Raw genomic sequence first — 26719 nt, 5'->3', positions numbered from 1 at the left:
CGTCCCGGGTCGGCAGAGGGGACGGCGGACAATGGCCGTCGTGCGGCCCTCCCCCGACCTCGCCCGGCGGGTGCTCGGCCCCTCGCTCCCCGGGCCGCGGGCTCTCTGGAACACCGCCGGCCGGCGCGCGGTCTCCGCCGCCGCGTGCGTGGCGCTGCCGCTGGCGCTCGGGGTCGCGCTGGGCCGGCCCGACCTCGGGTCGGCGGCCGGGCTGGCCGGGTTCACCGCGATCTACGGCCACGCACTGCCGTTCCGCCGCCGCGCGATCGTCGTCGCCGGGGTCGGTGCCGCGCTGCTGGTGGCCTTCGCGCTGGGGACGCTCGTCGGATCGCACGCACTGCTGCTCGCGCCGGTGCTCGGCCTGCTCGTCGCGGCGGCCTCGGCGGCGACCGCGATCTGGCGGATCGGGCCGCCGGGACCGCTCGGCGTCGTCCTCGTGGGCGGTGGCGCCAGCGCGCTGGGCGCCGGGCCCGGCGCGTTCGGCCCGCACCTGCTCGCCGCGCTCGGCGGGGTGCTGCTGTCGTGGCTGGTCTGCATGCTGCCGTGGCTCTGGGACCCGGCCGGCCCCGAGCGGCGGGCGGTGGCGGCCGCGGACGCCGCGGTCGACGCCGCCGAGCGCGGCACCCATCCCACCGGCCGGCCGGACCCGGCGGCGCACGCGGTCCGGGTGGCCCACGCCGCGGTCGCCGACGGTTCGCGGCGCCGCCCGTCACTGGCGCCGGACCTGCTCGCGATCGAGGAGCGGTTCTTCCGTGCGCTGCCGCACGGCGACATCCCGCTGGAGCCCGCGCGGCTGGAACGGGTGGCCGAACCGCGCGACCGGTGGACGGCCCCCTGGCTGCCGGGCGCGCTGCGCGCCGGTCTCGCCGCGGCCGCGGCCGGCTTGCTCGCCGTGGCGCTCGGGCTGTCCAGCTCCTACTGGGCGTCGACGACGGCAGTCGCGGTGCTGCTCGGCGCCGACGTCCGGGCCACCGGCGCCCGCGCCGCGCACCGCACCATCGGCACCCTGCTCGGCATCGCGATCGCCGCCGGGCTGCTCGCGCTGCACCTGCCGGTCGGCGTCCAGGTGCTCCTGGTCGGGCTGCTGCAGATGACCGTGGAGCTGCTCATCGCCTTCCAGTACGTGCTCGCCGTCTCGGCGATCACCCCGCTCGCTCTGCTGCTCGTGCACGTGGGCAACCCGGCGCGGCCGGTTCCGGAGCTGATCGGCACCCGGCTGGCCGAGACGGTGGTGGGCATCGTGGTCGCGCTGGTCGCCGGCTTCCTCCTCTTCCGCCGGGCCTCGAGCCGCCGGCTGCCCGCCGCGGTGAGCCGGACCGGCGCCGTCGTCGTCGCGGCCGCCGGAGGCGAGGTCGGCGACCGCACCCTGCGCGACGCGCTCGTGGCCCTGTACGAGGTCGCCACCGGCGCACGAGCCGAGCTCTCCCCCGCCCCGGGGACCCCGGTGTGGCTGCGCCGCTCCCGCCGCACCGCCGACCTCGGCTGGACCCTGCTCGCGACCCGGGCGCAGGACGAGCACGAACTGGCCGCGCAGGTGGCCGCGGCCATCCACGCCGACCTACGGTGAGACGCGCGTTTCCCGCGCGGTGATCAGGGAAGCCAGGCCAGATGAGGTTCAACGAGGGTGCCGACCTCGACACGTCGGACGTCACCGACATCCGTGGCAGCGGCGGGGGCGGCTTCGGGGGCCGCGGCATCGCCGTCGGGGGCGGCGGCCTGGGCCTGATCGGCGTGATCGTCGTGATCCTGATCAACGTGCTCGGCGGCGGCAGCGGGACCGGCACCGGCTCCGGGGCGGCGGTCCCGGGCTTCCCGGCGATCGACCAGGGCGGCTCGGCGGACAACAGCGAGCTGGAGCAGGACTGCAAGACCGGCGCCGACGCCAACCGCGACGTGCAGTGCGCGGCGGTGGCCGAGATCAACTCCATCCAGGACTTCTGGGAGCAGCAGGTCCCGGGCTACCAGCGCGTGGACACCGTGTTCTTCTCCGGCCAGGTGCAGACCCAGTGCGGCGCGGCGAGCAGCGGATCGGGGCCGTTCTACTGCCCGGCCGACAAGCTCGTGTACATCGACATCACCTTCTTCGACGACCTCAAGACCCAGTTCGGCGCCGAGGGCGGGACGTTCGTCGACGCGTACGTGCTCGCCCACGAGTACGGCCACCACGTGCAGGACCTGCTGGGCACCAACGCGCAGGTGCAGCCCGGCGACACCGGCCCGACCAGCGGGTCGGTCCGGCTCGAGCTGCAGGCCGACTGCTTCGCCGGGGTCTGGGCCAACCACGCGACCACCGTGCCGACCGAGACGGGTCAGCCGCTGATCACCGAGGTCACCCAGGACGACGTGAACCGCGCCCTCGACGCCGCCTCGCGGATCGGCGACGACTTCATCCAGCGCAACCTCGGCGGCGGCCGGGTCGACCAGAACAGCTTCACCCACGGCACGTCGGCCCAGCGGCAGAAGTGGTTCTCCACCGGCTACCAGTCCGGCGACCCCAACCAGTGCGACACGTTCGGCACCGATAACTTGGGCTGAGTGGGCGATCTGCTGCGGGTCGAGCGGGACGGGCCGGTCGCCGTCCTGACCATCGACCGGCCCGAGAAGCGCAACGCGATGACCGCCGGCATGTGGGCGGCCCTGCCCGAGCTGCTGGCCGGGCTGGCCGACGACGCCGGCGTGCGGGTGCTCGTGGTCACCGGCGCCGGGCCGTCGTTCTGCGCCGGCGCCGACATCGCCGACCTGCTGAGCGGTCCCGATCCCGACGACCCGATGGCCGACGTCCGGCGCGACAACCTCGCCGCCCAGGCTGCGCTCCGCGCCTTCCCGCACCCCACCGTCGCGGCGATCCGCGGGCACTGCATCGGCGGCGGCGTGGAGCTCGCCGCCTGCTGCGACCTGCGGTTCACCGACCCGACCGGCGTCTTCGGGGTGACCCCCGCCAAGGTCGGCGTCGTCTACGCCCCCTCCTCGACCAAGGCCCTCCTCGACCTGGTCGGGCCGGCCACCACGAAGTACCTGCTGTTCAGCGGGGAGCTGATCGACGCCGGGACGGCGCTGCGGGTCGGCCTGGTGGACCGGCTGGTGCCGGTCACGGACCTGGACGACGAGGTGCACCGCTTCGCCGACGTCCTCGCCTCGCGCTCGGCGCTGAGCCAGCGGGCGACCAAGGAGGTGCTCGCGGCGCTGACCACCGGCGGCGACGGCGAGGCCGAGGTGGCCCGCTGGTACCGCGAGACGATCGCGAGCGGCGAGCTCGCCGAGGGCGTGGCCGCCTTCGCCGAGCGCCGGCCTCCGCAATTCCCTTGGACGCAATGAATCTGGTGTGACCGGCTCTGTTCCGGTTTGCCGCCGTCACTCGTCCGGGTACCAGGGCCCCACGACGGCGTCCCCGCCGGGCGCACGGATGCGCCGGCTTTCGAGGACCGCCTCGTCCGACCCACCACCCGCCGAGGAGGACCGATGACTCACTCCATCGACGCACCGTTCCCGCCGCCACCGCCGGCCACCGCCGGCACCAGCGGGACCATGACCGTCGGGGGATCCCCGTCGACCACGGATGTCGCGAAGGAGGAAGCCCAGAACCTGGGTCAGACCGCTTCCCAGGCCGGCAGCCAGGTCGCCTCGACCGCTGCCGACCAGGCCAAGGAAGTGGCGCAGGAGACCCAGCGTCAGGCCAAGGACCTGCTCGACCAGGGCCGTGCGCAGCTCAAGGACCAGACGATCGCCCAGCAGCAGAAGGCCGCTCAGGGTCTGACGTCGCTGGCCCAGGAGATGCGCGGCCTCGCCGACGGCACCAGCGACGGAGCTCCCGGCCCCGCCCGCGACCTGTTGCACCAGGCCGCCGGGATGGTCGAGACCTTCTCGTCCAAGCTGCAGAACCGCGAGCCCGCCCAGTTGCTCGACGAGGTCCGCAGCTTCGCTCGCCGCAAGCCCGGCACGTTCCTGATCGGCGCCGCGCTGCTCGGCGTGGCGGCCGGCCGGCTGACCCGCGGCGTCCAGGCCGCGCACTCGGGCAACGGCTCGTCCGGCTCGCCGACCCGCGCTCACTCCGCGAACTACGTCGACCCCGCGCCGACGTACTCCGGCTACGCCGACACCGGTTACAGCGACCCCGGCTACGCCGAGACGGTCACCACCGGCACGACCGGCATCACGGGCGGGACGACGGGCGGCACGCCCCTGCCCCCGCCGCCGTACGGCACGGTGCCGCCGGCCGGCAGCGTCGTCCCGCCGACGACCCCCGCCGGCTGGGACGACCCGACGCGCAACCCTGGCGGGGTGTGATCGATGACCAATCCCTACTCGGGTGCTCACGTCGGTGACACCCAGAGCATCCCGACCGTCCCGCCGGAGCACGCCAACTACGCCGTGCCGCCGGACTACCAGTCGCAGGCGTACGCCCCGCCGCACTCGGGCGACATGGGCACACCGATGACCGACGACGGCCGGCCCGACGTCGACGGCACCTCGGTCGGTGCGCTGATCGGCGAGGTCACCAAGGACCTCTCGACGCTGATGCGCCAGGAGCTGGAGCTGGCCAAGGCCGAGCTGAAGGTCGAGGCGAAGAAGGCGGGACAGGGCGCCGGCATGTTCGGCGCAGCCGGGTTCGCCGGCTACATGGTCCTGCTCTTCCTCTCCTTCGCCCTGTGGTGGGCGCTGGAGAACGTGATGGACGCCGGCCTGGCCGCGCTCATCGTCGCCGTGCTCTGGGGTGTGATCGGCGCGGTCGCCTACTCGATGGGACGCAAGAAGTTCCGCGAGGTGAACCCGAAGCCCGAACGCACCGTCGAGACGCTCCAGCAGGTGCCGCCCGCCCTCAAGCCCCACTGACCCCAGGAGTTGCAGACATGACCAGCAGTGACCCGGACGTCATCCGGCGGCAGATCGAGGACACCCGGCGCGAGCTCAGCTACGACGTCGACGCCCTCAACGAGAAGGTCAACCCGGCCCGTGTGGTGGACCGGCGGGTCTCCGCCGCCAAGGGCCGCTTCACCAGCGTGAAGGAGAAGGTGATGGGCAGCGCCTCGGACGGCACGTCGTCGGCACAGGGCAGGGCGCACGACGCCGCCGGCTCGGTGCAGGACGCGGCGTCGTCCGCGGCGGACTCGGTGCAGAGCGCGGCGTCCACCGCGGTCAGCACCGTGCAGGAGACCCCCGACATGGTGGTCCGGCAGACGCAGGGCAACCCCCTGGCCGCCGGGCTGATCGCGTTCGGCGTGGGCTGGCTGGTGTCCAGCCTGCTGCCTGCCTCGCAGAAGGAGCAGGAGCTGGCCCAGCAGGCCGAGACCCTGCTGCGCGAGAACAAGGACGCGCTGCTCCAGCCGGCGAAGGAGGCCGCCCAGGAGATGGGCGAGCAGCTCAAGCCGGCCGCCCAGGAGGCCGTCGAGTCGGTGAAGTCCACGGCTCAGGACGCCGCCCAGACGGTCAAGGACGAGGGCCAGTCCGCCGTGCAGGACGTGCAGGGCCAGGCCCAGGAGTCCAAGGAGACGGTGCAGAGCCACGCATCCGGTTCCTGACCGGCGTTTCATCAGCGGCGCCGTCCTCACCCGAAAGAGGTGGGGACGGCGCCGCTGTGCTGCAGGGGGGCGCTGACCGGGCCGTTGCCTTCTTCGTGGACGCACCGCGTGTGCTCGTGGCCGACGACGAGGAGGACATCCGCGCGCTGGTGTGCCTCGCCGTGCGCAAGGCCGGCTGCACGGTCGCGGCCGCGGTCGGCGACGGCTCCGCCGCGCTGGATTCCGCCCGCGCCGACGTCCCCGCGCTCGCCGTCCTCGACGTCTCCATGCCCGGCCGGACCGGGCTGGAGGTCTGCACCGCCCTGCGGGCGGAACCCGGGACGGCCGGCATCCGCATCCTGCTGCTGTCGGCCGGCGCCTCCGCCGACGACGTCGCCCGCGGCCTGGCCGCCGGTGCCGACGCCTACCTGGCCAAGCCGTTCGCCGTCACCGACCTGGTGACCCGGGTGAAGGAGCTGGTCGCATGACCGAGCTCGCGAACCCGGCGCACACGATCGCCGAGCTGCGCCGCACGCTGGCCCGCCAGGCGGGTCAGATCGAGCGGCTCGAGGCCGAGCGGGACGCGCTGCACGCGCAGATGCAGACCCGCGGCGAGGAGCTCGAGGTCGCCACCCGCATGCTGCGGGCCCGCGCGCGCACCATGACCAGCGTCATCGACGCGGTCACCGAGCAGTCGATCATCGGCACCGACCGGGACGGCGTCGTCCGCGTGTGGAACCCCGGCGCGGAGCGGATGCTCGGGCTGCCCCGCACCGACGTCGTCCGGCAGCGGTCGATCACCGAGTTCCACCTGCTCGAGGAGCTCACCGACGCCGCCGAGGCCGCCGGGGTGCCGGTCGGCGTCGATGCGCTGGTGCACGCCGCCCAGGAGAACGGCAGCGACGTCCGCGACTGGACCTACGTGGCCGCCGACGGCACGCACCGCGCCGTGTCGGTCGCGATCACCCCGCGCACCGACGACCGCGGCGTGCACGCCGGCTGGAACTTCGTCGGCACCGACGTGACCGAGGCCCGCGAGACCGAACGGATGAAGGACCAGTTCGTGAGCCTCATCAGCCACGAGCTGCGCACCCCCCTGACCTCGATCCTCGGCTACCTCGAGCTGGTGCTCGACGACGAGGACGAACCGCTCACCGAGGCGCAGGAGGGCTATCTGCGCACCGTCGAGCGCAACGCCCAGCGGCTGCTGGGGCTGGTCGGTGACCTGCTGTTCACCGCGCAGGTCGACGCCGGTCGCTTCACGCTCACGCCCGGGGACGTCGATCTCGCCGCGGTGGCGCAGGCCGCCGAGGAGACGGTCCGCGTGACCGCCGCGGGCGCCGGCGTGGAGGTGCTGGTCGACGTCCCGTCCGAGGGGCTCGTCGTCCCCGGTGACGCGATGCGCCTGGGTCAGGCCTGCGACAACCTGGTCTCCAACGCCGTGAAGTTCACCCCCGCCGGCGGCCGGGTGACGATCTGCGTGCGCGCGGCGACCGGCCCGGACGGCGCCCCGGTGGCGCAGCTGTCGGTGCGCGACACCGGCATCGGCATCCCCGCCGGGGAGCAGGGCAGGCTGTTCACCCGCTTCTTCCGTGCCTCCACGGCCAAGCGCAGCGCCGTCGCCGGCGTGGGTCTGGGCCTGTCGATCACCAAGGCGATCACCACGGCGCACCGCGGCACGCTCGACCTCGCCAGCGCCGAGGGCCAGGGCACCACCTTCACGCTCACCCTCCCCCTCCCCGCCTGATCTCCCGCGCTTTATCGCGATTAAGCGCGCGTGCTTTATCGCGATAAAGCGCGTCTCGGGCGGCTGAGAACCCCGGAAAACCGGGGTTCTGGGCCGATCTGAGGGTTTCCCGAACGAGCCTTGCGCATTCCTTGCGGATTCCGGGCGGGTGCCCTGCGGTTGGCCGCTCAGTGTTCTCCCTGTCGCCGGAATCCCGGTGGCGCAACGGACACAGGGAGACACACGGACATGAGCACCAAGACCCGCCGCAGCAACACCCGCAAGGTCGTCGGCTCGCTGGCCATCGCCGGCACCGCCGCCGCCGTCGCCGGCCTCGGCACCTTCGGTACCTTCACCGACAGCACCACCCCGGTCGCGACCACGGTCCAGACCGGCACCCTGGACATCAACCTGAACCAGCCGTCGGGCGCCTACTCGATCCCGGTCACCACGACCAACTTCGTCCCGGGCGACTCGGTCACCCGCGCGGTGAACCTGTCGAACGACGGCAGCACCTCGCTGTCCTCGGTCACGCTGACCTCGATCGCCACCGGCGTTCCGAGCGTTCTGACCACCGACTCCACCAACGGTCTGCAGCTGTCGCTCAAGGCCTGCTCCGTGGCCTGGACCCAGGGCGGCACCGCGTCCGCGCCGGTCTACACCTGCTCGGGCACGACGTCGACCATGTACTCCGGCCCCGCGGCCTCCGGCAACGTCACGCTGAGCAACCCGGCCAGCCTGACCCCTGGTGGCGTCGACAACCTGGTGTTCTCGGTCTCGCTGCCGACCTCTGCGGACAACTCGTTCCAGAACAAGAGCGCCTCGCTGTCCATCACCTTCACCGGTACGCAGCGCGCCGCTGCCGCCAAGTGATCGCGGTCTGACGACTCCTAGGGATCTCAGATGACCGCCGTGCTCCCCGTCCGCCGTCTGGGGGCAGCCCTCGAGCTGCCCCCGGAGGTCGGGACGGCCTCCGCAACCACCATCCGCCGGGCCGGTCTGGCTCGCCGACTGCTCGCCGGCACCACCCGCTGGTTCGTCCGCGGACTGGTCGTCGTGGCAGCACTGGCGTTCGCCGTCCTGGCCGTCGGCCCGCACGTCCTCGGCTACCGCACGATGACGATGCTGACCGGCAGCATGTCGCCGCAGATCGACCCCGGCGATGTCGTGATCTCCACGCCGCTCGACGTCCAGGACGTCACCGAGGGCATGGTGATCAGCTACCACATCCCGATCGACGACCACCGCGTCGTCACGCACCGGGTGGTCTCGGTGCAGCACGGTGCCGACGGCGCCGTGACCGTGCAGACCAAGGGCGACGCGAACACCGCGGTCGACCCCTGGCAGGCCACCCTGCAGGGCCAGACGGCCTACCAGGTCCGGGCCGTGATCCCGGAGCTCGGCCACGTCATCGAGGCCCTGCGCACCCGGATCGTCTCCAAGGCCCTCATCTACGGCGCCCCGGCGCTGCTGGCCGGCTGGCTGATCCTGGCCATCTGGCGGCCGGCCGAGGACGACGAGGACGAGCAGGACACGGAGGACGCGGCGTGACCCGCATCGTCCTCGACGAGGAAGGCGTGTCGCGGCTGCTGGCCCGGCTGGTCCACCCGTCCGCGGCGCTCGAGCCGATCCACGACGCCGACGACCTGCACGAGGTCGACCTCGACGCCGAGCTCTGGAACCGGCTTCCCGAGCAGCCCGCCCGCTCCTGACCACCGCACAGCCCGAGGGGAGGACCCGACCATGAACCGCATCCGACGCAGCGCCGTCCTGCTGAGCACCGCCGCCGCCGTGCTCCTGGGCGGGATGCTCCCCGCCGACGCGCAGCTCGCCGACAGCGCCTCCGTGCCGATGGCGATCTCGAGTGTCGACGTCCTCGCTCCGACCAACGTGTCGACCGGCGGGACCAAGTGCACCACCGCCTGGAACGGCTGGACCTGGGTGACCACGCTCAACGCCAAGGTCACCTGGAACGCCAGCCCCTCGCGCGGCGTCTCCGGCTACGTCGTCACCGCCGTCTTCTCGGACGGGACGAGGTACCCGGTCGCCCAGGTCGGTTCGACCACCACCTCGCTGACCGGCGACTACGACGCCTCCTACGCGTCGCAGAACATCCGCGTCACCGTCACCACGCTGACCTCCTACGGCTGGACCGAGGAGTCTGGACTGTCTGGAGTCATCAAGTGCTGACCGCCCTCGTCGTCGACCCCTCGCCCGCCGCCCGCCGTCGCGTCGGCGTCCTGCTCCGCCTCGGCGGCTGGCACGTCGTCCAGGCCGCCGACGCCGACCAGGCGCTGCGCATCGCCGCCTCCCGCGACCTGGACCTCGTCGTCACCGAGGTGGACCTGCCCGGTGAGACCGGCCTGTCGCTGCTGGCCCGCCTGCGCAAGGGCGGCTCCCGCGCCCGCCTGCTGGTGATCACCAAGAACCCGGACGAGCGCATTCGCGCCGCCGCCGCCGGAGTCGGAGCGCTGGCCTGCCTGGCCAAGCCGCTCGACCCCTGGGCGCTCATCGACTTCCTGCGCTGCCGGGCCACGGGGCCGGCCGCGCAGGGCCCGGTCCGGCACCTGCGGGTCATCCGCGAGGTCGAGGACCTGCACGACGAGGACGTCGACGCCGACACGATGGACCGGCTGCAGGAGATGTACGTCAGCGCGCTGCCGCACCGGCTCTCGCAGATCGCCGACAGCGCCCGCTCCGGCGACGCCATGGCGGTGGCCGCGGCGGCGCAGACCCTGGCCGGCGCCAGCGGTCAGCTGGGGCACCCGGCGATCGCGATGCTCTGCCAGGAGATCGCGGCCGAGGCCCGGCGCGGCGTCGTCAGCCAGGTCCGGCTGATGGAGCTGCAGGACCAGTGCCTGCGGACCACGCGCATCACGGACCGATCCCTCGCGGGCCCTGTGCTCGCCGGGATCTGAGCTCGGGGGGAACGAGCTCGCAGCTGAGCTGCGGGGGAACAGCTCAGCGCCGCGAGGGCGTCGAGGTGGGCACGGGGCCGCCTCGGCGCCCTCGCGGCGTTGCTCAGCAGTGATCAGGTGCCCTGATCAAACGCTGTCCTCCTGCACCAACGCTGCTGCGGGAGGACAGCCGTTGATCAGGGGACCTGATCAACGCTGGGGCCTACGCGACCAGGCGGTAGCCGACCCCCCGGACGGTCTTGATCTCCGGGTTCTGCAGGCCGGCGGCCTGGAGCTTGCGGCGCAGGTTGGACATGTGCGCCTCGACCAGCCGGAGGTTGCCCTCCCAGTCGGTCTGCCAGACCTCGCGCAGCAGCGTCTCGCGCTGCAGCACCCGCCCCGGCCGAGAGGCCAGCGCGGCGAGCAGGTCGAACTCGGTGCGGGTCAGGTCGACGACCTCGCCGTCCACCCGGACCTCGCGGCTGTCCTCGTCCACCTCGAGCTCGGCCAGCCGGCGCACGGTCTCCTCGACCGGCTCCCGGGGGGTGGGGACGACGGACCGCGGACGACGCAGCATCGCCTGGACGCGCGCCACGAGCTCACGCGGCGAGAACGGCTTGGCCATGTACCCGTCGGCGCCGACGGCGAGGCCGATGAGCAGGTCGACCTCCTCGGCGCGGGCGGTGAGCATGAGGACGTAGCACTCGGTCTCCGCGCGCACCTGGCGGCAGATCTCGGTGCCGTCGGCATCGGGGAGGCCGAGGTCCAGCACGATCAGCTCGGGCGCCGACCGGCGGATCTCCGCCATGCACTCGGCGCCGGTGCCCACCGCGCGGACGTCGAAGCCCGCCTTGCCGAGCACGGTCGCGACGAGCTCGCGGATCTCGTCGGTGTCCTCGACGACGAGCACGGACTGTTCGGGCAACGACCTCTCCTCCTCGCTCTGCGGTCGTCGGGGCGCGGTGCCACACCGCGTCACCTGGTCGGGTGATCGGCCGCTGCGCGCGGCGGCTTGAGCGCAGCCGCCGGTTCGGCCCCCCGAGAGCGGCCCAGCTCACCCCAACGAGTGAGTACGGCGGCGGTTGGCCGGGTAGAGGTGAACCGCATCACGGGGACAGGCGGCTGACGAGGGAGGATGACGGAGAGCTACTGGAACGCACACGCCGGAGCCAGCGGCGTGCCAGGAACCGCTCTTACGGTCGACACACGATGCCTTCAGACCGAGGACACCGCGCAGCCGCCGAATCGCCCACGCGCGCCGCGTCGCGCACCCGCCGTCTCGACCTCGACGTCGTCCGCGGGGCCGCCATCGTGCTGGCCCTGGGCTGGCACTTCAGCGGCCCGACCGGCAACGTCGTCCTGGACGCCCTGCAGTGGCCCGGCCAGCACCTCGGCTGGGCCGGCGTCGACCTGTTCTTCGTCCTGAGCGGCTTCCTCATGGGCCGGCTGGTGCTCGGCGAGCACGGCCGCACCGGCACCTTCGACGGACGACGGTTCTCGCTGCGCCGGATCCTCAAGCTCTGGCCGGTGCTCTACCTCTTCCTCGCGGTGCAGGTGCTGTTCGGCTCGGAGTCGCTGGGCAGCTTCCTGTGGCAGAACGCCCTGCACGTGCAGAACATCGCCGGCACGTCCTTCGCCCACCTGTGGTCGCTCGCGGTCGAGGAGCACTTCTACCTCGCCCTGGCGCTGCTGTTCCCGGTGTTCGTCAAGCGCGGCGGATCGCTCAAGCTCTTCGCCGGGATCCTGGCCGGGGTGCTCGCCGCGGAGCTGGCGTTCCGGCTGCTCGGCAGCTGGTCCGGGGTGAGCGACGTGCGGCTGCAGTGGCGCACCTGGTTCCACCTCGACGGGCTCGCGGCCGGCGTGCTGCTCGCGGTGGTCAGCGTGCGCTGGCCGGAGCGGTTCCAGGCGCTGCAGGACAGGCGCCGCACGCTGCTCGCCGTCCTCGCGGCCGGGATCGCCGTGCTCACGGTCATCGGCAAGTCCGGGCCGCTGGGCAGCACGATCGGCTTCACCGTCGCCTGGATGACCGCGGCCGCGGCCCTGCTGCTGACCTACCGGGCCACCTGGGTCCCCCGGGTGCGCTGGATCGCCGCGCCGGTGGCCGCCCTCGGCCGCTACTCCTACGGCATCTACATCTGGCACATCTTCGCCGCGGGCACCGTGCTGGGCTGGCTCGGCATGGACCGCGAGGTGAGCACGCCGTTCGCGCAGGCGGTGAAGTACGCGTCGGCGATCGTGGTCGGCGTCGCCGCCACGCTGCTGGTCGAGCGGCCCGTCCTGCGGCTGCGCGACCGGATCTGGCCCGGGACGGACGACGAGCAGCGGTCGGTGAGCGAGCAGCCGGCACCGGCGCCCCAGGTCCTCCCGCAGGAGGTCCCGGTGCTCCAGGCCCCGGTCCTCCTGGCCCGCCTCGCGGCGTAACCCCGCGGTTTCGCGCGCTTAACCGCGCGCGGTTAAGCGCGCGAAACCACCCTCAGACCAAGAGCTGGAGGCGGCCGATGGGGCCGAGCAGCTCCTCCTCCTCGTAGTCGAGGTGGCTGCTCAGCGCGGTCCGCAGCGCACGCACCTGCTCCCCCACCGCCGCGGCCCCTGAGCCGGAACCCACCATCGCGACCAGCAGCTCGTCGATGCGCACCAGCACCGCGTGGATGACCTCGTGCTCCTCGGACAGCCGCCGCAGCACCGGTGCCAGCGACGGGTCGCCGACCTCCAGTGACGGGAACAGGTAGGCGTCCTCGATCGAGTGGTGCCCTTCGACGAAGCGGCAGTACTGCGCGCAGAAGGAGCCGGTCAGCCGGTAGTTGCGCAGCATGGTCGAGTCGTGGACGACGGCCCGCGCCTCGCCCGCCGGCAGCTCCCCGGCCGCCACCGCCTCGACCGCGGTCACCACCCGGTCGAGCTCGGCGCGCAGGTGGCCGTGGATCGCGAGCAGCGTGCGCTGCCCCTGCGCACCGGCCGCCGACACCGGCTCCTCCGGTCCCCGCGGCGCCCGGGGCCGGGTGGCCTCGTCGAGCATCAGTTGAGGTTCCGGGTGCCCGCCGGGAGGACGCCGCCGCCGACCACCTCGGCGGCCGCGTCCTGCAGCGCGGTCAGCGCGACCCGCTGGGTGAACGGCCCGGTCGAGACGCGCGCGACACCGAGCTGCTCGAGCTCGCGGGTGGGCAGCGAGGCCCCGGGCACCGAGATCACGGTGAGCTTGCGCGGGCCGAGCCCCTCGACCAGGGCCTCGATCTCCTCGCGGGCGATCGCCCCCGGCACGAACACCACCGGCGCTCCCGCCTCCAGGAAGGCCCGGCCGCGCCGCACCGCCTCGGCCACGAGCGCCCCGCGGTCGGTGCCGCGTTCGGCCCGGATGAAGGCGTCGGTGCGCGCGTTGAGCACGAAGTCGATGCCGGCGTCCCGGCCGGCGCGCAGCACGGCCTCGACCGCGGCGACGGCGTCGTCCAGGGGCTTCATCTGGTCCTCGAGGTTGCCGCCGACGGCGCCGGCCTCGATCGCCCGCCGCGCGGTCTCCCCCGCGTCGCCGTAACCGGCCTCGAAGTCCATGGTCACCGGCACGTCGACCGCGGCGGTGATCCGCCGGACCATGTCCAGGTGCAGGTCGAGCGGGATGTTCTCGCCGTCCTCGTAGCCGAACGTGGCCGCGATGGAGTGACTGGCCGTGGCCAGCGCCTGCACGCCGTCGACGGCGGCGACGACCCGCGCGGAGACGACGTCCCACACGTTGGCCAGCACCAGGATCTCCGGCGCGGTGTGCAGGTCGAGCAGGGTGCGGGCGCGTGCGGCGAGATCGGGCATGCCGCCCAACCTATGCGGGCGCACCCCGCCGCGAACCGACCGGGACGACGAGCACCCCGTCGGACACGGGATCGGGCAGGACGACGGCCTGCAGCCCGAAGACGTCGGCGAGCAGCTGCGGCGTGAGCACCTCGCGAGGCGGCCCGGCCGCGACGATCCGCCCGTCGCGCATCGCGACCAGGTGGTCGGCGTAGCGGGCGGCCAGGTTGAGGTCGTGCAGCACCATGACGACGGTGCGGCCGCGGTCGTTGAGCCGGTCGACCAGGTCGAGCACGTCGACCGCGTGCGCCAGGTCGAGGTGGGTGGTCGGCTCGTCGAGCAGCAGCAGGTCGGTGCCCTGGGCCAGCGCCATCGCGATCCAGGCGCGCTGCCGCTGGCCGCCGGAGAGCGCGTCGACCGGGCGGTCGGCCAGGTCGAGGACGCCGGTCTCCTCCATGGCCTGCGCCACGACCGCCTCGTCGTCCGTGGACCACTGCCGGAACCAGGCCTGGTGCGGGTGCCGGCCGCGGGTGACCAGGTCGGCGACCGTGATGCCCTCCGGCGCGACGGGCGACTGCGGCAGCATGCCGAGCACCCGCGCCACCTCCCGGGTGGGCAGCTTGTCGATCCGCCGGCCATCGAGCAGCACCTCGCCGCCGCGCGGGCGCAGCAGCCGGCCCAGCGCCCGCAGCAGCGTCGACTTGCCGCAGCCGTTGGGGCCGATGACCGCCGTGACCGCACCGTCCGGGACCGCCAGGTCCAGCCCGTCGACGACGACCCGCTCGCCGTAGCCGAGGGTCACCCCCCGCGCCTCCAGCCGGGTCACTACGACCGCCTCCGTCAGGGTGGTCATGTCGAGGTCCTCCGGGTGCCGCGAGCGAGCAGGTAGATCAGGTACGGGGCGCCGACGGCGGCGGTGACGACGCCGACCGGGAGCTCCGCGGGCAGCAGCGAGCGCGAGACGACGTCCGCCCCGACGACGAGCACCGCGCCGACCAGGCCGCCGGCCAGCAGCGGCGGTCCGGCGGAGCGGACCAGCCGCATCGCGATCTGCGGCGCGATGAGCGCGACGAACGGCACCGGGCCGGCGGCGGCCACGGCCACCGAGGCCAGCGCGACGGCCAGCGCGAGCTGTGCGGACTGCGCCGTCTGCAGCCGCACCCCGAGCGAGCGCGCGCTGTCCTCGCCCAGCCGCAGCGCCCGCAGCGAGGCGCTGCCGACCAGGCACAGCACGGCCGCCACCGCCACCACCAGGCCGACCGGGACGACGTGCTCCCAGTCGCGGCCGTTGAGGCTGCCGACCAGCCACACCGCGGCCCGCGCGGCCTCGTTGAGGTCGCCGACGATGAGCAGGTAGGAGGTCAGCGACGAGAGCACGGCGGCCATAGCCACGCCGATGAGGACGAGCCGGAAGCCGCTGAACCCCTGCCGCCAGGCCAGCGCGTAGACGACCGCCGCGCTCAGCAGCCCGCCGAGCAGCGCGGCCAGCGGGGTGCCCAGCGCCCCGAGCAGCCCCGCGATCGCCCCGCCGCCGAGCACGACCGTCGCGACCGCCGCCGCGGAGGCGCCGAAGGTGATGCCGAGGATGTCGGGGCTGGCCAGCGGGTTGCGGGCCAGCGACTGCAGGATCGCCCCGGACATGCCGAACGCGAGCCCGACCAGCACGCCGGTCAGCGACCGGGGCAGCCGCAGCTGCAGCACGATGAACCGGTCGGCGGGCGTGCCGCCGCCGACCAGCGCGCGCAGCACGTCGGGCACCGAGATCGGGAAGTCGCCGCGGCCGACGTTCAGCGCGAGCAGCAGCAGGACGGCGACGACGAGCACCAGCGGGACGACGACGGCGCGCGGCCGCCAGACCGCGGAGAACGGGCCGACGCGCACCGCGCGGCGCACCGCCAGCGTCACAGGGTCACCAGCTTCCGGCGGCGGACCAGCACGATGAAGAACGGCGCCCCGACGAAGGCGAGCACCAGGCCGACGGGCAGCTCGGCCGGGGAGGCGATCACCCGGCCGACGACGTCGGCGACCACCAGCAGGATCGCGCCGAGCAGCCCGGCGTAGGGCAGCAGCCAGCGGTGGTCGGGGCCGGTGATCGCCCGCGCGACGTGCGGCACCACCAGCCCGACGAACGCGATCGGCCCGGTCACCGCGACCGCGGCGCCGGTCAGCAGGGTCACCGCGGCGATGCCGGTGGCCCGCGCCAGCCCGATCCGCTGGCCCAGGCCGCGGGCGACGTCCTCCCCCAGCTGCAGGGTGTTGAGCGCCGGCGCGTTGACCGCGGCCAGCAGCAGCCCGGCGAGCAGGAACGGCAGCGCCTGGGCCAGGGCGCCGTCCGCGCGGCCGACCAGCGAGCCGACGGCCCAGAACCGGTAGGCGTCCAGCGTCTGCGCGTCGCTGAGCACGAGCCCGTTGGTGAGCGCGCCGAGGAACGCGGTCACCGCGGCACCGGCCAGGGCCAGCGTCACCGGCGTCCCGCCCCCGAGCGTGCCCAGCCCGAAGACGACGACGCTGGCGACCAGCGCACCGGCCAGGGCGAACCACATCGAGCCGGTGACCGAGGTGACGCCGAAGGCGTAGACGGCCAGGCACACGGCGAACGCCGCCCCGGCGCTCACGCCCAGCAGCCCCGGGTCGGCCAGCGGGTTGCGGGTGTGCCCCTGGATCACCGCGCCGGCCACGCCCAGGGCGACGCCGACGGCGACGCCGAGCACGGTGCGGGGGACCCGCAGCGAGCGGACGACGACGTCGTCGTCCGAACCGGTCGGCGAGAACAGCGCCGACCAGACGTGCCCCGGCGAGATGCCTCGCGCGCCGACGGCGATGCTCGCCGCGGCCGCCAGGACGAGCAGCACCAGCAGCGCGAGCACGCCGCCGACGAGCAACGCGCGGCGTTGACCGACCCGCCCGCCCGTGCGTCGCGCTGCCGATGTCTGCACCGGGGTCAGGCCTGCGCGCTGCCGGCCGCGGTGGTCAGCCGGCCCACGAGCTTGTCCAGCACCCACGGGATGGACAGCACGCTGACCGCGCTCATCCCGGCCGCGACCTCCTGGTCGTCGACGATGACGGCCGAGTTGCGCTGGATCGCCGGCACCTGGGCGTAGACCGGCAGCGCCTCGACCTCGTCGGCGCTGATCCCGTCGGCGAAGCCGATGACGACGTCGGCGGCGATCTCCGGCGCCTTCTCCAGGGAGATCTCCGAGTAGAAGGTGCCCGCGTCCCCGCTGCCGGCGAGGGTCTCGACGCTGGGGTCGAGGGTGAGCCCGAGCTTCTCGATCAGCTGCACCCGCGGGTCCGAGGCCAGGTACAGGGAGAGCCGGTCGGCGCCCATGCTCGTGTAGGCGAACGTCAGGTCGGCGAACTCGGGGTGCTCGTCGGCGATCTGCTGCACGGCGGCGTTCGTGTCGTCGATCAGCTTCTCGGCCTCCGCGCTCTTGCCGAGCGCCGTGCCGATGATGCGGGTCTGCTCGTCCCACGGCGTCGTCCAGGCCTCGCCCGGGTAGGCCACGGTCGGGGCGATCTTCGAGAGGTCCTCGTAGGTGCCCTCGTCGAAGCCCTCGTACGGCGCGAGGATCACGTCGGGCCGCAGCGCGGCGATCTTCTCCAGCGGCGGGCCGTCGGCGGTGTCGAGCAGGGTGGTCTCCGCCGCGTCGTAGTACTCGTCGTCCCACGGCAGGACGCCGTCGTCCCCGCCGCCGTACGGGAAGGACGGCATGCCGACCGGGGTGACGCCCAGCGAGTAGACGACGTCCTGCGCGCTCCAGCCCAGGACGACGACCCGCTCGGGCTGCTGCTCGATGGTGGTGGTGCCGAAGGTGTGCTCGATCGACACGGGGAAGGCGCCGTCGCCGGACGCCGCCGCGCCGCCGTCGCCCTCCCCCGCATCGGTGCTGCCGCAGCCGACCAGCACGGTCAGGGCGGCGAGCGCGGCCAGCGTTCCGCGGACTCGCATCGTTGGCGTTCTCCTCGATCTCGGCGCAGGGCCTTCCCCGCTGAAGTGAGGTAAGGCTAGCCTAAGGTCGATCATGGTCCGCAAGCCGCTGGGAGAACGCCGATGACCGTCCAGACCGTCGAGGCGGTGCCGGCGTACCGGCCGTTCGCCGTCACCGCCGTCCGCGTCCAGCGGCTGACCCCGAGCTTCGTGCGGGTCACCTTCGGCGGCGCCGACCTCGACGAGTTCGCCTCGGGCGGCCTCGACCAGCGGATCAAGGTGCTCTTCCCGCTGCCCGGCCGCGGCCTGGTCGACTGCCCGTCGGGAGCGGACTGGTACGGCGAGTGGCGGGCACTGCCGCCGGAGCGCCGCAACCCGATCCGCACCTACACCGTGCGCGCCGCACGCCCGGCCGAGCGCGAGGTGGACGTCGACTTCGTCGTCCACGACGGCGCGACGGGCCCGGCCGGCGCGTGGGCGCTGGCCGCCCGACCCGGCGACGAGGTGGTGCTCATCGGGCCGAACGCCCGCTTCGCCGGGGACACCGGCGGCATCGAGTGGCGACCGCCGGCCGGCGCCCACCTGCTGATCGCCGGGGACGAGACGGCGGTGCCGGCGATCTGCGCGATCGCCGAGCAACTGCCCGCCGACGCCGTCGGTCAGGTGTTCCTGGAGGTGCCCGGCAACGGCGACGTCCTCGACGTGCGCGCACCGGCCGGCGTCCGCCTCACCTGGCTGCCCCGCGACGCCCGCGCGCGGGGCGAGCTGCTGGCGGCCGCGGTGACCGGGGCGGCGCTCCCCGAGCCGGTCCTGGAGGACGACGACACCGCGGTCCTGCTGTGGGACGTGCCCCCGGACGACGTCCTCACCGCCCGGGCCGAGCGCTACGTGTGGCTGGCCGGCGAGGCGGGCGTGGTCACCGGCCTGCGCCGCCGGCTGCTGGCCGACACCGGCCTCGACCGGGCGGCCGTGGCGGTCATGGGCTACTGGAAGGCCGGCCGCGCTTCGGTTTGACACGTGTCATCGGTCGGTGTCACATGGGTCGGGTGACGGTCCTCGCCTGGGACAGCCTCGGCTCCATCGCGACCGTCGGCGTGTTCGGCCCGGCGCTCGTGCTGGTCGCGCTGGTGGTCGGTGCGGTCGTGCGCGACCGCAAGCTCGCCGCCCGCGAGCGGGAGAAGGACGACGCCGAGCCCCCTACCCCTCCCCCAGCTTCCTGAGCTCCTCGTCGACCGCGACCTCGACGGCGGCGGCCATCTCGCGCCGGAAGACGGCCAGCAGCGCCTGCGCCGCGGCCGGCTGCAGGCGGGCCACGGTCGTCTGCGCCCGCTCGAGCTGCTCGGGAGTCGCGCCGCCCTCGCGCAGGGTCTGCCAGCCGGTCTCGACGAACATCCGCACGTAGGTCTGCGCGATCTCGCGCACGTGCTCGGCGACGGTCAGCTGCGCCTCGATCAGCGCGGCCGGGGGGACGCCGAGCTCCACGACCTGCAGCCCCGCGGTGAGCAGCGCGGGATCCATCACCCGCAGCCGGCCGTCGTCCAGCCGCTCGACCAGGCCCAGCGCGACCAGGCCGTCGACCAGCCGGTCGTCCTCGGGGACGCCCGCGCGGGCGGCGAGCTCGGCGGCGGTCGTCTCCTCGGGCTCCGGGGGCAGCCAGGGCGCCAGCAGCGCCCGGTGCAGCGCGAGGGTCGCCGACCCGGCGGCCTCCGGGGCAGCGGTCAGCGTGCGCTCGATCATGTTGAGCGAATAGCCCTCGGCGAGCATCTCGCGCACCAGCCGCAGCCGGGCGACGTGCTCGCGGCCGTAGAAGCCGGTGCGCCCGACCAGCCGCGGCGGGGGCAGCAGGCCGCGCGCGGCGTAGGCCCGCACGTTGCGGACGGTCACACCGACGACCGCGGCGAGCTGGTCGACCGTCAGCTCGCGGTCGCCGTCGACACCGGCCGGTTGGGTCACGAATTCCAGGCTAGCGCCGTCCGCTATGTGTCACATGGCGATGTCACGCCATCTGGTGTCTCATACTTCGCATGACGGCCGTCCTCTCCGCCGCCGAGACCCGCCCTGCCGGTGGCGCCGCCCTGGGCGAGGTCCTGCTCGCCACCGCCCTGGGCCTCGTGCTCACGGTGCTGCTGCTCGGACTCGTCTGGCTGCACCGCACCCGCCGGTGGCAGGGCCTGACCACAGCCGGGAACTTCCTGGGCCGGGCGACGCGGGTGCCGGCCTGGGTCGCGCTGCCCACGATCCTGGCCACGGCGTCCCTGCTCGTCGCGCTGTTCGGGATGATGTGGGACATCAGCCTGCACATCGACGTGGGGCGTGATCCCGGGCCGCTGGCCAACCCGGCGCACTACTTCATCCTCTTCGGCCTGTTCGGGGTCTTCTCCGCCGGCGTGCTCGCCTGCGCGATGCCGCTGAACGAGAAGCCGGGCCCGGTGGCCGTGCACTTCCTGCGCGGCTGGGACGTGCCGGTGGGCGGCGTGCTGCTGACGGCGTCGGGCTTCTACGCCCTGCTCGGCTTCCCGCTCGACGACGTCTGGCACCGGATCTTCGGCCAGGACGTCACGCTGTGGGGCCCGACCCACCTGATGCTGATCGGCGGGGCCGGGCTCTCGCTCGTCGGCATCCTGCTGCTGGAGCAGGAAGGGCACGGCGGCGCGTCCACCGACGACGGCGCGCGCAAGGTCGGCGGCGCGGGCCGCTACCTGCGCCAGGCCGCGGCGATGGGCGGCCTGCTGCTGGGCCTGTCGGTCTTCCAGGGCGAGTTCGACTTCGACGTCGCGCAGTTCCGCCAGGTGCTCGACCCCCTGATGATCGCCGGCGCCGCCGGGGTCGCCCTCGTCGCCGCCCGGCTGTGGATGGGCCGCGGCGGCGCGCTGCTCGCCACCGTCTTCTTCCTCGTCGTCCGGGGCGTGATCAGCCTGCTCGTCGGCCCGGTCCTGGGCGAGACGACGCCGACCTTCCCGCTCTACCTGGGCTCGGCGATCGTGGTCGAGCTGCTCGCCCTGATCGTGCCGCTGGTCCGGCGTCCGCTGCTCTACGCCGTGGTCGCGGGCCTGGGCATCGGCACGCTCGGCCACCTGAGCGAGATCGGCTGGAGCAACCTGACCCGCACGCTGCACTGGGGCAGCGACATCGCCGTCGAGGGCACCCTCATGGCGGTCGTCGCCGGCGTCGCCGGAGCCCTGCTGGGCACGCTGCTCGCCCTCGGCATGCGCCGGCGGCTGCCGCGCCCGGCGGTGGCGCGGACCGTGCTGGTCGGCAGCCTGCTCGCGATCGCAGCCATGGTGACCAACGGCCTGATCGCGACCGTGCCCGGCAACCTGAAGGCCACGATCGCGATCGACGAGGCGTCGTCGAGCCCGCGCACCGGCGTGGTCACGGTGCAGCTGGACCCGGACGACTTCGTCGACGACCCGGCCTGGGTGCAGGTCACCTCGTGGCAGGGCGGCGGGCTGGTCGTCGATCCGCTCGAGCAGATCGGTCCCGGGCGCTACCGCACGCACGAGGCGGTCCCGCTGGACGACGACTGGAAGACGATGCTGCGGATCCACGACGGTCGCGTGCTGACCGCGGTCGCGATCTACCTGCCCGCGGACCCGGTGATCGGCGCCGACGAGATCGCGGCGGACGACGGCGTCACCCGCTCCGCGGTGCCGGAGAAGACGCTGCTGCAGCGCGAGCAGAAGGCCGGCACCCCGCACTGGCTGTGGAACGCCTCCAGCATCCTGGTGCTGCTCTGCACGATCGCGATCCTCGCCGCGATCTCGTGGGGCGTCGGCCGGTACTCCCGCCGCGGCAGCGCCAGCGAGCCGTTCCCCGACAAGCCCGCCGACACCCCGACCCCGACGCCGACGGGCGCCGGCAGCCGGTGAGCCGCCTGCTGCGGGCCGGCGCCGCCACGGCGCTGGCCCTCGCGGTCGCGTCCTGCGCCGGCAAGGCCCCGGATGCGACGGCGGCCGGGACGTCGTCGTCCGCGGCGGGCTCGTCGTCGTCGTCCTCGTCCTCGGCCGCCGGCCGGACGATCGAGGTGACCTACGCGGGCGGGGCGATCACCGGCGGCGGCCGGATCCCGGTGGAGCTCGGCAGCCCGGTGACGCTCCGGGTGACCAGCGACGTCGCCGACGAGGTGCACGTGCACGGCTACGACCTCATGCAGGACGTGACCCCGGACGCGCCCGCCACGGTCACGTTCGACGCCACCATCCCCGGCGTGTTCGAGGTGGAGCTGGAGGGGCTCGGACAGCAGCTGCTGACCCTGCAGGTGCAGTGACCGTCCTCGCGCACGGGGTCGGGCAGCGGATCGACCTGCCGATCCCGCTCGGCCTCGCGCTCTACGGCGGCGGCTTCGCGATCCTCATCAGCTTCGCCGTCCTGCTGCTGTTCTGGCGGACCCCGCGGCTGGGCGACGCGACGTCCGGGCGCCCGGTGCCGGCCGGCCTGCAGCGGTTCGCCGACAGCAGCCGCGTGCGAGCCGCACTGCAGGCGCTCGCACTGCTGTGCGCGGCGTTCGTGCTGGCCGTCGCGCTGTTCGGGCCGCGGGACATCCCGAAGAACCTGGCGCCCTGGGCGCTGTACGTGACGTTCTGGGTCGGTCTCGTGCCGGCCAGCCTGCTGCTCGGCCCGGTCTGGCGGGTGCTCAACCCGCTGCGGCTGCTCGCGCGGGCGCTCCCGGGGCGCGGCCGCGCCGCCGAGCGGCTGCCGGCGCTCGGGCTGTGGCCCGGCGCCGTGTCGCTGTTCGCCTTCGTCTGGCTGGAACTGGTCCCCCGCGACCGCGCGCAGCCGACGGTGGTCGCCGGGTTCCTGATCGGCTACGCCGTCGTCCACCTGGCGGCCGCCTGGTGGTTCGGCGACGGCTGGTTCGCCCACGGCGACGGCTTCGAGGTCTACTCCACGCTGCTCGGCCGGCTGTCGGTGTGGGGACGGCGGGACGACGGCCGGCTCGTGCTGCGCAGCCCGCTGTCCAACGCGATGGCGATCCCCGCCGAGCGCGGACTGGCCGCGGTGGTCGTCGTCCTGCTGGGGTCGACCGCGTTCGACGGGCTGACCCGGACGTCGTGGTGGCAGAGCGGACCGGGCGCGGCCGACGACCTGCTGTCGGGCACCCTCGGCCTGCTGGCGATGACCGCCCTGGTCGCCGCGCTGTACAACGCCGGGACGCGGCTGTCGGCGCGGATGGGGCGGCTGCGCGGGATCCCGTTCCCCCGGCTGTTCGCGGCCACCGTCGTCCCGATCGCGCTGGGCTACACGATCGCGCACTACTTCAGCCTGTTCGTGCTGGACGGGCAGACCACCTGGATCCTGGCGAGCAACCCGTTCGGGGTCGCCGGCATCGACCTGTTCGGCACGTACGGCAACGTCGTCGACCTGACCGCGGTCGGACCGGACGCGATCGCGCTGGTGCAGGTCGGCGCGGTGGTGACCGGGCACGTCGTCGGCGTGACGCTGGCGCACGAGCGGGCGCTGCGGCTGGCCCCGAAGGCGCCGGCGTCCGACCAGCTGCCGCTGGTCCTGGTGATGATCGTCTTCACGATCGGTGGCCTCGGCCTGCTCTTCGGCTTCTAGCGGCCCGTCCGCACGGTCGAGCTCACCCGTTGGGGTGCTTCGGCTCAAGATCACCACGCGGATCGCCGATCTTCGGGGATGCCCAACGGAGGGCATGCGGGGGTCTACTGCCCCACCGAGCGAGGAGGGACCGCATGATCGGTCTCACGCGCACCACTGGCGAACGCTGCTGCCTGGATCCCGCCGAGATCGAGCGGGTCGAGGCGCACCCGGACACGGTCGTCTTCCTCACCGACGGCGCCAAGTACGTCGTCGTGGAGACGCCGGACCAGGTCATCGGGACGGTCCGGGAGTACCGGGCCGCGGTCATGGTCAACGCCTGGCGGCTGATCGACACGCCGGACCACCGGGCGGAGGTCACGGGGGCGGCAGTCGTGCCGTTCCCCACGCGCCCGAAGGTCTAGGGCCGTGCGGAAGACCATCGATCCGGCGACGCTGACCGGCATCGCGGTCGCGCTCGGGGCGCTGCTCGTCACGATGCTGCTGGAGGGCTCCAGCCCGCTGGCGGTGTTCCTCCTGCCGCCCCTGCTGCTGGTCTTCGGCGGCACCTTCGGGGCGGCCATCGCCGGCTCGACGATCGACGACCTGCGCCGGCTGAAGCAGTGGTCGCTGCTGGCGCTCACGCCCGAGCGGGTGCCCACGATGACCGAGCGGATCGCCGTCCTGGTCGACCTGGCCGGCAAGGCCCGCCGGGAAGGTCTGCTCGCCCTGGACCGCCAGCTCGGCAACGTCCGCGACCCGTTCCTGCGGCGCGGGCTGCGCCTGGCCGTCGACGGCACCGATCCCGATCGGCTGCGCGCCTCGCTCGAGGGCGAGATCGCCGCGCGGCGGACCGAGGAGAAGGTCGCCGCGAAGTTCTTCGCGCGGATGGCCGGCTACGCGCCGACGATCGGCATCATCGGCACCGTCATCGGGCTCATCCACGTGCTCGCCGACCTCTCCGACACCGCGGCGCTCGGCCCGCTGATCGCGACCGCGTTCGTCGCGACGCTGTGGGGTGTGCTCTCGGCCAACTTCCTGTGGCTGCCGATGAGCCACCGGATCATGCGCACCAGCGATCTGCGCACCGCCCAGCTCGAGCTGCTGCTCACCGGCATCGCCGAGATCCAGGCGGGCAGCAGCCCGCGCGCGGTGCGCCAGCGGCTGAACTCCCTGCTGCCGCCCGACGAGGCCGCCGCCGCCCGCGCCGCCGCCTGATCCGCCGTCCCGCGGGTGGGTCCGCCCCCGCCCGAGCCGAGCGGTCGGGCGGTACCGATTCTCAGCTGCGCGCCAGGTGTTCGACAGGCTGCAGCCAGGTGGCGCGGTACGGGTACTCCGGGTCGGCGGGGTCCCGGCACCGCGGAGCGTCTCGAGGTGCAGAAGGCGGGTCACGGTCGTACAGTTGGTATCAACCAATAGTTGCTCATCCCAAGGAGACGGGACCGCACGCCCGACGCCAGGGGCAACACCCCCAGGCGTCCAGCACCGTCGGCCTGGTCAGCACCGCTCGCCACCTGTCGGGCAGCCGGGCCGCCCACGAGATCGCCTCGGAGGTCAGCTCATGACACAGACCGTTGCCGACGTGCTGCTCGCCCGGCTGCGCCAGTGGGGGGTGCGCCAGGTCTTCGGATTCCCCGGTGATGGGATCAACGGCCTGCTCGCCGCGTGGGGTCGGGCCGAGAACGACCCGCAGTTCGTGCAGGCCCGGCACGAGGAGATGGCGGCCTTCGAGGCCGTGGGCTACGCCAAGTTCAGCGGGGTGGTCGGCGTCTGCACGGCCACCAGCGGACCCGGCGCGATCCACCTGCTCAACGGCCTCTACGACGCCAAGCTCGACCACGTTCCGGTGGTCGCCCTCGTCGGGCAGACGGCGCGCTCGGCGATGGGCGGCTCCTACCAGCAGGAAGTCGATCTGATCAGCCTGTTCAAGGACGTCTGCAGCGACTACGTCCAGATGTGCACCGTGCCCGAGCAGCTGCCCAACCTGATCGACCGGGCCATCCGCATCGCGGTCAGCGCGCAGGCCCCGACGTGCCTGATCTTCCCCAGCGACGTCCTCGAGCTCGAGTACACCGCGCCCGGCCACGCCTTCAAGATGGTGCCCTCGAGCCTCGGCACGGCCGACGCGGTGCCGTGCGCGTCCTCCACCGCGGTGCAGCAGGCCGCCGACCTGCTCAACGCCGGCGAGAAGGTCGCGATGCTGGTCGGGCAGGGCGCCCGCGGCTGCGCCCCGGAGCTGGCCGAGGTCGCCGACCTGCTCGGCGCCGGCGCGGCGAAGGCCCTGCTCGGCAAGGACGTGCTGCCCGACACGCTGCCCTGGGTCACCGGCTCGATCGGTCTGCTCGGGACGACGGCCAGCTACGAGCTGATGATGGGCTGCGACACCCTGCTGACCGTCGGCTCCAACTTCCCGTACACCCAGTTCTACCCGCCGCTGGACCAGGCCAAGGCCGTGCAGATCGACCGGTCGGGCGCCTGGATCGGCATGCGCTACCCCTACGACGTCAACCTCGTGGGCGACGCCCGGACGACGCTGCGGGCGCTGATCCCGCTGCTGGAGCGCACGACCGACCGGTCGTGGCGGGAGAAGGTCGAGAGCGACGTCGCCGACTGGTGGGAGACCGCGGAGCGGCGGGCGATGACCGACGCCGACCCGATCAACCCGATGCGGATCGTCCACGAGCTCTCCGAGCGGCTGCCGGCGAACGCGATCGTGGCTGCCGACTCCGGCAGCGCGGCCAACTGGTACGCCCGGCACCTGAAGTTCACCGGCGACGTCCGCGGGTCGCTCTCGGGCAACCTGGCCACGATGGGGCCGGGCGTCCCCTACGCGATCGGCGCCAAGTGGGCGCACCCCGACCGGCCCGCGATCGCGCTGGTCGGCGACGGCGCCATGCAGATGAACGGCATGGCCGAGCTGATCACCGCCGCCCGGTACTGCGGGCAGTGGAGCGATCCGCGGCTGGTGGTCGCCGTCCTGCACAACGACGACCTCAACCAGGTCACCTGGGAGATGCGCGCGATGGAAGGTGCGCCGAAGTTCCCCCAGTCCCAGTCACTGCCCGACGTCGACTACGCCGCGTTCGCCCGCTCGCTGGGCCTGCAGGGCATCAACGTGGACGAGCCCGAGGAGGTCGGGCCGGCCTGGGAGGCCGCGCTGTCGGCGGACCGGCCGACCGTGCTCGACATCCGCTGCGACCCCGACGTGCCGCCGATCCCGCCGCACGCCACGTGGGAGCAGGTGAAGGCCACCGCCTCGGCGGTGCTGCACGGCGACGAGGACAGGGCCGGGTTCATCAAGCAGGGGCTCAAGCAGAAGGTGCAGCAGTACCTGCCCGGCACCAAGGACGGCGACTGA

At 73.6% G+C, this 26719-nt stretch carries 30 protein-coding genes; 22 read left to right on the top strand and 8 right to left on the bottom strand.

Annotated elements, in window-relative coordinates; all coding sequences use genetic code 11:
- The first annotated feature begins 31 nt into the window (after window positions 1-31).
- The 13 genes from GGQ55_RS15370 (at window position 32) to GGQ55_RS15310 (ending at window position 10139) form a co-directional block, all read left to right on the top strand.
- The gene (locus tag GGQ55_RS15370; RefSeq protein WP_179718136.1) at window positions 32-1567 is read left to right on the top strand and encodes an FUSC family protein; all 1536 of its coding nucleotides are present in this window, start codon (window positions 32-34) and stop codon (window positions 1565-1567) included.
- Between the two features lie 41 nt (window positions 1568-1608).
- The gene (ypfJ, locus tag GGQ55_RS15365) at window positions 1609-2535 is read left to right on the top strand and encodes a KPN_02809 family neutral zinc metallopeptidase (protein WP_179718134.1); all 927 of its coding nucleotides are present in this window, start codon (window positions 1609-1611) and stop codon (window positions 2533-2535) included.
- Entirely contained in the window at window positions 2536-3315 is a 780-nt protein-coding gene (locus tag GGQ55_RS15360) for an enoyl-CoA hydratase/isomerase family protein (protein WP_179718132.1), read from the top strand.
- A gap of 144 nt (window positions 3316-3459) precedes the next feature.
- The gene (locus GGQ55_RS15355) at window positions 3460-4284 is read left to right on the top strand and encodes an ATP synthase subunit B family protein (protein ID WP_179718129.1); all 825 of its coding nucleotides are present in this window, start codon (window positions 3460-3462) and stop codon (window positions 4282-4284) included.
- A 3-nt stretch (window positions 4285-4287) separates the two neighbouring features.
- Window positions 4288-4830, top strand: a complete 543-nt coding sequence (locus GGQ55_RS15350) for a phage holin family protein (protein ID WP_179718127.1) — start codon at window positions 4288-4290, stop codon at window positions 4828-4830.
- A 17-nt stretch (window positions 4831-4847) separates the two neighbouring features.
- Window positions 4848-5516: a DUF3618 domain-containing protein gene (locus GGQ55_RS15345; protein WP_179718125.1), complete on the top strand. Its 669-nt coding sequence runs from the start codon at window positions 4848-4850 to the stop codon at window positions 5514-5516.
- A 95-nt stretch (window positions 5517-5611) separates the two neighbouring features.
- Complete coding sequence (locus GGQ55_RS15340; RefSeq protein WP_179718124.1) at window positions 5612-5983, top strand: response regulator transcription factor; 372 nt, start codon at window positions 5612-5614, stop codon at window positions 5981-5983.
- The gene (locus tag GGQ55_RS15335; RefSeq protein ID WP_179718123.1) at window positions 5980-7242 is read left to right on the top strand and encodes an ATP-binding protein; all 1263 of its coding nucleotides are present in this window, start codon (window positions 5980-5982) and stop codon (window positions 7240-7242) included. The genes GGQ55_RS15340 and GGQ55_RS15335 overlap by 4 nt, the downstream gene beginning before the upstream one ends.
- A gap of 228 nt (window positions 7243-7470) precedes the next feature.
- The gene (locus GGQ55_RS15330) at window positions 7471-8094 is read left to right on the top strand and encodes a TasA family protein (protein ID WP_179718121.1); all 624 of its coding nucleotides are present in this window, start codon (window positions 7471-7473) and stop codon (window positions 8092-8094) included.
- 30 nt (window positions 8095-8124) lie between these two features.
- Entirely contained in the window at window positions 8125-8772 is a 648-nt protein-coding gene (locus GGQ55_RS15325; RefSeq protein WP_179718119.1) for a signal peptidase I, read from the top strand.
- A complete protein-coding gene (locus GGQ55_RS15320) occupies window positions 8769-8933 on the top strand; it encodes a hypothetical protein (RefSeq protein WP_179718118.1) in 165 nt (54 codons plus the stop codon). Before GGQ55_RS15325 ends, GGQ55_RS15320 begins: the two co-directional genes overlap by 4 nt.
- Window positions 8934-8964: 31 nt before the next feature.
- Window positions 8965-9411, top strand: a complete 447-nt coding sequence (locus tag GGQ55_RS15315) for a hypothetical protein (RefSeq protein WP_179718116.1) — start codon at window positions 8965-8967, stop codon at window positions 9409-9411.
- Window positions 9405-10139, top strand: coding sequence for a response regulator (locus GGQ55_RS15310; RefSeq protein ID WP_179718114.1), 735 nt, complete (start codon window positions 9405-9407; stop codon window positions 10137-10139). Before GGQ55_RS15315 ends, GGQ55_RS15310 begins: the two co-directional genes overlap by 7 nt.
- Before the next feature lie 202 nt (window positions 10140-10341).
- Here the strand turns inward: GGQ55_RS15310 and GGQ55_RS15305 are convergent, their stop codons facing one another.
- On the bottom strand, window positions 10342-11043 hold the full coding sequence (locus GGQ55_RS15305) for a winged helix-turn-helix domain-containing protein (RefSeq protein ID WP_179718112.1): 702 nt from the start codon (window positions 11041-11043) through the stop codon (window positions 10342-10344).
- Between the two features lie 284 nt (window positions 11044-11327).
- Here GGQ55_RS15305 and GGQ55_RS15300 point away from each other — a divergent pair, with 284 nt between their 5' ends.
- Entirely contained in the window at window positions 11328-12539 is a 1212-nt protein-coding gene (locus GGQ55_RS15300; RefSeq protein ID WP_179718110.1) for an acyltransferase family protein, read from the top strand.
- 52 nt (window positions 12540-12591) lie between these two features.
- Here the strand turns inward: GGQ55_RS15300 and GGQ55_RS15295 are convergent, their stop codons facing one another.
- From GGQ55_RS15295 to GGQ55_RS15270, 6 genes are all read right to left on the bottom strand, one after another.
- Window positions 12592-13134, bottom strand: a complete 543-nt coding sequence (locus GGQ55_RS15295) for a hemerythrin domain-containing protein (RefSeq protein WP_179718108.1) — start codon at window positions 13132-13134, stop codon at window positions 12592-12594.
- Entirely contained in the window at window positions 13134-13916 is a 783-nt protein-coding gene (locus tag GGQ55_RS15290; RefSeq protein ID WP_179718106.1) for an isocitrate lyase/PEP mutase family protein, read from the bottom strand. Before GGQ55_RS15290 ends, GGQ55_RS15295 begins: the two co-directional genes overlap by 1 nt.
- Before the next feature lie 10 nt (window positions 13917-13926).
- The gene (locus GGQ55_RS15285) at window positions 13927-14748 is read right to left on the bottom strand and encodes an ABC transporter ATP-binding protein (RefSeq protein ID WP_218859293.1); all 822 of its coding nucleotides are present in this window, start codon (window positions 14746-14748) and stop codon (window positions 13927-13929) included.
- Window positions 14745-15800: a FecCD family ABC transporter permease gene (locus GGQ55_RS15280; protein ID WP_366489408.1), complete on the bottom strand. Its 1056-nt coding sequence runs from the start codon at window positions 15798-15800 to the stop codon at window positions 14745-14747. The genes GGQ55_RS15285 and GGQ55_RS15280 overlap by 4 nt, the downstream gene beginning before the upstream one ends.
- Complete coding sequence (locus GGQ55_RS15275; protein ID WP_366489406.1) at window positions 15797-16762, bottom strand: FecCD family ABC transporter permease; 966 nt, start codon at window positions 16760-16762, stop codon at window positions 15797-15799. Before GGQ55_RS15275 ends, GGQ55_RS15280 begins: the two co-directional genes overlap by 4 nt.
- A 74-nt stretch (window positions 16763-16836) precedes the next feature.
- Window positions 16837-17844: an iron-siderophore ABC transporter substrate-binding protein gene (locus tag GGQ55_RS15270; protein ID WP_179718102.1), complete on the bottom strand. Its 1008-nt coding sequence runs from the start codon at window positions 17842-17844 to the stop codon at window positions 16837-16839.
- A gap of 102 nt (window positions 17845-17946) precedes the next feature.
- On the opposite strand from GGQ55_RS15270, the gene GGQ55_RS15265 reads away from it, so the two are divergent.
- The gene (locus GGQ55_RS15265) at window positions 17947-18837 is read left to right on the top strand and encodes a siderophore-interacting protein (RefSeq protein ID WP_179718100.1); all 891 of its coding nucleotides are present in this window, start codon (window positions 17947-17949) and stop codon (window positions 18835-18837) included.
- 32 nt (window positions 18838-18869) lie between these two features.
- Window positions 18870-19043: a hypothetical protein gene (locus GGQ55_RS15260; RefSeq protein ID WP_179718098.1), complete on the top strand. Its 174-nt coding sequence runs from the start codon at window positions 18870-18872 to the stop codon at window positions 19041-19043.
- Here the strand turns inward: GGQ55_RS15260 and GGQ55_RS15255 are convergent.
- Window positions 19021-19776, bottom strand: a complete 756-nt coding sequence (locus tag GGQ55_RS15255; RefSeq protein ID WP_179718095.1) for a MerR family transcriptional regulator — start codon at window positions 19774-19776, stop codon at window positions 19021-19023. The genes GGQ55_RS15260 and GGQ55_RS15255 overlap by 23 nt on opposite strands.
- A 71-nt stretch (window positions 19777-19847) precedes the next feature.
- On the opposite strand from GGQ55_RS15255, the gene GGQ55_RS15250 reads away from it, so the two are divergent.
- From GGQ55_RS15250 to GGQ55_RS15225, 6 genes are all read left to right on the top strand, one after another.
- Complete coding sequence (locus GGQ55_RS15250; protein WP_179718094.1) at window positions 19848-21692, top strand: hypothetical protein; 1845 nt, start codon at window positions 19848-19850, stop codon at window positions 21690-21692.
- Complete coding sequence (locus GGQ55_RS15245) at window positions 21689-22090, top strand: hypothetical protein (RefSeq protein WP_179718092.1); 402 nt, start codon at window positions 21689-21691, stop codon at window positions 22088-22090. The genes GGQ55_RS15250 and GGQ55_RS15245 overlap by 4 nt, the downstream gene beginning before the upstream one ends.
- On the top strand, window positions 22087-23382 hold the full coding sequence (locus GGQ55_RS15240; RefSeq protein ID WP_179718090.1) for a hypothetical protein: 1296 nt from the start codon (window positions 22087-22089) through the stop codon (window positions 23380-23382). The genes GGQ55_RS15245 and GGQ55_RS15240 overlap by 4 nt, the downstream gene beginning before the upstream one ends.
- Window positions 23383-23516: 134 nt before the next feature.
- On the top strand, window positions 23517-23786 hold the full coding sequence (locus tag GGQ55_RS15235; RefSeq protein WP_179718088.1) for a flagellar FlbD family protein: 270 nt from the start codon (window positions 23517-23519) through the stop codon (window positions 23784-23786).
- Window positions 23787-23790: 4 nt separating this feature from the next.
- Window positions 23791-24579, top strand: coding sequence for a motility protein A (locus GGQ55_RS15230; RefSeq protein WP_366489401.1), 789 nt, complete (start codon window positions 23791-23793; stop codon window positions 24577-24579).
- A gap of 343 nt (window positions 24580-24922) precedes the next feature.
- Window positions 24923-26719 carry a thiamine pyrophosphate-requiring protein gene (locus GGQ55_RS15225; protein ID WP_179718086.1) on the top strand — a complete coding sequence of 599 codons (1797 nt, stop codon included), beginning with the start codon at window positions 24923-24925 and terminating at the stop codon, window positions 26717-26719.

Origin of the sequence: Petropleomorpha daqingensis, from assembly GCF_013408985.1 — a bacterium.
GTDB lineage: Bacteria > Actinomycetota > Actinomycetes > Mycobacteriales > Geodermatophilaceae > Petropleomorpha > Petropleomorpha daqingensis.
The sequence above is the reverse complement of the archived record's forward strand: the minus strand, read 5'-3'. Positions and strand labels throughout refer to the sequence as shown.